The following is a 3,306-nucleotide window of genomic DNA, read 5'->3' on the forward strand; positions in this document are numbered from 1 at the left end:
CGGGTCTGTAGCTCAGGTGGTTAGAGCGCACCCCTGATAAGGGTGAGGTCGGTAGTTCGAGTCTACCCAGACCCACCATTCTCTGAATGACGCATACAATCGATCTTATATACGCATCAGCACTGTGGCTGGTACGTGTTCTTTTAAAACTTGTGACGTAGCGAGCGTTTGAGATGTTCTATCAGACGTGTCGTGAGGCTAAGGCGAGAGACGGAAGTCTCTTTATTGATTGAGTCGTTATATTCGTATCCGGGCTTTGTACCCCCGGGTCACATGTATAACCCAAGGCAACTTGCGGTTATATGGTCAAGCGAATAAGCGCACACGGTGGATGCCTTGGCGGTCAGAGGCGATGAAGGACGTGGCAGCCTGCGAAAAGTATCGGGGAGCTGGCAACAAGCTTTGATCCGGTAATGTCCGAATGGGGAAACCCACCCGCTTGCGGGTATCCTGCAGTGAATACATAGCTGCTGGAAGCGAACCTGGTGAACTGAAATATCTAAGTAACCAGAGGAAAAGAAATCAACCGAGATTCCGTAAGTAGCGACGAGCGAACGCGGACTAGCCCTTAAGCTGATTTGGTTCTAGGAAAACGCTCTGGAAAGAGTGGCCATAGAAGGTGATAGCCCTGTATCTGAAAGGGCCATTTCAGTGAAGACGAGTAGGGCGGGGCACGTGAAACCCTGTCTGAACATGGGGGGACCATCCTCCAAGGCTAAATACTACTGACCGACCGATAGTGAACCAGTACCGTGAGGGAAAGGCGAAAAGAACCCCGGAGAGGGGAGTGAAATAGAACCTGAAACCGTGTGCGTACAAGCAGTAGGAGCTCCGCAAGGAGTGACTGCGTACCTTTTGTATAATGGGTCAGCGACTTACTGTTCGTGGCAAGCTTAACCGTATAGGGGAGGCGAAGGGAAACCGAGTCTGATAAGGGCGCATAGTCGCGGGCAGTAGACCCGAAACCGGGTGATCTAGTCATGCCCAGGGTGAAGGTGCGGTAACACGCACTGGAGGCCCGAACCCACTCCCGTTGCAAAGGTAGGGGATGAGGTGTGATTAGGAGTGAAAAGCTAATCGAACCCGGAGATAGCTGGTTCTCCTCGAAAGCTATTTAGGTAGCGCCTCATATGTATCCTCTCGGGGGTAGAGCACTGTTATGGCTAGGGGGTCATCGCGACTTACCAAACCATTGCAAACTCCGAATACCGAGACGGACTGTATGGGAGACACACGGCGGGTGCTAACGTCCGTCGTGAAAAGGGAAACAACCCAGACCCACAGCTAAGGTCCCAAATTTTGTGCTAAGTGGAAAACCATGTGGAAAGGCACAGACAGCCAGGAGGTTGGCTTAGAAGCAGCCACCCTTTAAAGAAAGCGTAATAGCTCACTGGTCGAGTCGGTCTGCGGGGAAGATTTAACGGGGCTAAGCACAGAACCGAAGCTTGGGGTGCATAACTTTGTTATGCGCGGTAGAGGAGCGTTCCGTAAGCCGTTGAAGGTGGATTGAGAAGTCTGCTGGAGGTATCGGAAGTGCGAATGCTGACATGAGTAACGATAATGCGGGTGAAAAACCCGCACGCCGAAAGCCCAAGGTTTCCTTGCGCAACGTTAATCGGCGCAGGGTGAGTCGGCCCCTAAGGCGAGGACGAAAGTCGTAGTCGATGGGAAGCAGGTTAATATTCCTGCACCTCGCGTAAGTGCGATGGAGGGACGGAGAAGGTTAGGTGTACCAGGCGTTGGTTGTCCTGGGGAAAGGCGGTAGGTTTGGATCTTTGGCAAATCCGGGATCCTTTAAGACCGAGCACCGAGACGAGCCTTTATGGCGAAGTCACTGATACCACGCTTCCAGGAAAAGCTCCTAAGCTTCAGCTTACGCAGACCGTACCGTAAACCGACACAGGTGGGTAGGATGAGAATTCTCAGGCGCTTGAGAGAACTCGGGTGAAGGAACTAGGCAACATGGCACCGTAACTTCGGGAGAAGGTGCACCCTTTTTGGTGGCTCGTGCGAGCTATAGCTGAAGAGGGTCGCAGTAACCAGGCCGCTGCGACTGTTTATCAAAAACACAGCACTCTGCAAACACGAAAGTGGACGTATAGGGTGTGACGCCTGCCCGGTGCTGGAAGGTTAATTGATGGGGTCAGCCGCAAGGCGAAGCTCTTGATCGAAGCCCCAGTAAACGGCGGCCGTAACTATAACGGTCCTAAGGTAGCGAAATTCCTTGTCGGGTAAGTTCCGACCTGCACGAATGGCGTAACGACAGCGGCGCTGTCTCCACCCGAGACTCAGTGAAATTGAAATCGCTGTGAAGATGCAGCGTTCCCGTGGCAAGACGGAAAGACCCCGTGAACCTTTACTATAGCTTTACACTGAACGTTGAGTTCGTCTGTGTAGGATAGGTGGGAGGCTATGAAACTGTGGCGCTAGCTGCAGCGGAGCCATCCTTGAAATACCACCCTGTCGTGCTTGACGTTCTAACCTGGGCCCATTATCTGGGTCGGGGACCGTGTATGGTGGGTAGTTTGACTGGGGCGGTCTCCTCCTAAAGAGTAACGGAGGAGCTCGAAGGTACGCTCAGCGCGGTCGGACATCGCGCACTGTGTGCAAAGGCATAAGCGTGCTTGACTGCAAGATCGACGGATCAAGCAGGTAGGAAACTAGGACTTAGTGATCCGGTGGTTCTGTATGGAAGGGCCATCGCTCAACGGATAAAAGGTACTCCGGGGATAACAGGCTGATACCGCCCAAGAGTTCATATCGACGGCGGTGTTTGGCACCTCGATGTCGGCTCATCACATCCTGGGGCTGTAGTCGGTCCCAAGGGTATGGCTGTTCGCCATTTAAAGTGGTACGCGAGCTGGGTTCAGAACGTCGTGAGACAGTTCGGTCCCTATCTGCCATGGGCGTTGGAGATTTGAGAGGGGCTGCTCCTAGTACGAGAGGACCGGAGTGGACGAACCTCTGGTGTTCCGGTTGTCACGCCAGTGGCATTGCCGGGTAGCTATGTTCGGAAGCGATAACCGCTGAAAGCATCTAAGCGGGAAGCGCGCCTCAAGATGAGATCTCCCGGGGCACAAGCCCCCTGAAGGAACCATGTAGACTACGTGGTTGATAGGTCAGGTGTGTAAGTACAGCAATGTATTGAGCTAACTGATACTAATGATCCGTGCGGCTTGACCATATAACCTCAAGTTGCCTTGGCTTTACGACAACGTCGTAAGAGCATCCAAGTGCACGCTACGTCACAAGAACTATGCGAGGCTGGCGCCTTGTCCCAAGGGACGAGTGCGACTCTCCAAAAGC

At 53.2% G+C, this 3,306-nt stretch carries 1 tRNA gene and 1 rRNA gene; both read left to right on the forward strand.

The features are described 5' to 3' along the window. Position 1: 1 nt before the first annotated feature. Positions 2-78: transfer RNA gene (locus tag N7590_RS21985), tRNA-Ile, on the forward strand. A 226-nt stretch (positions 79-304) separates the two neighbouring features. Continuing rightward, positions 305-3,184: ribosomal RNA gene (locus N7590_RS21990) — 23S ribosomal RNA — on the forward strand. The last annotated feature ends 122 nt before the right edge of the window (positions 3,185-3,306 follow it).

Source organism: Stenotrophomonas sp. GD04024, assembly GCF_029837545.1.
GTDB classification, from domain to species: Bacteria; Pseudomonadota; Gammaproteobacteria; order Xanthomonadales; family Xanthomonadaceae; genus Stenotrophomonas; species Stenotrophomonas forensis.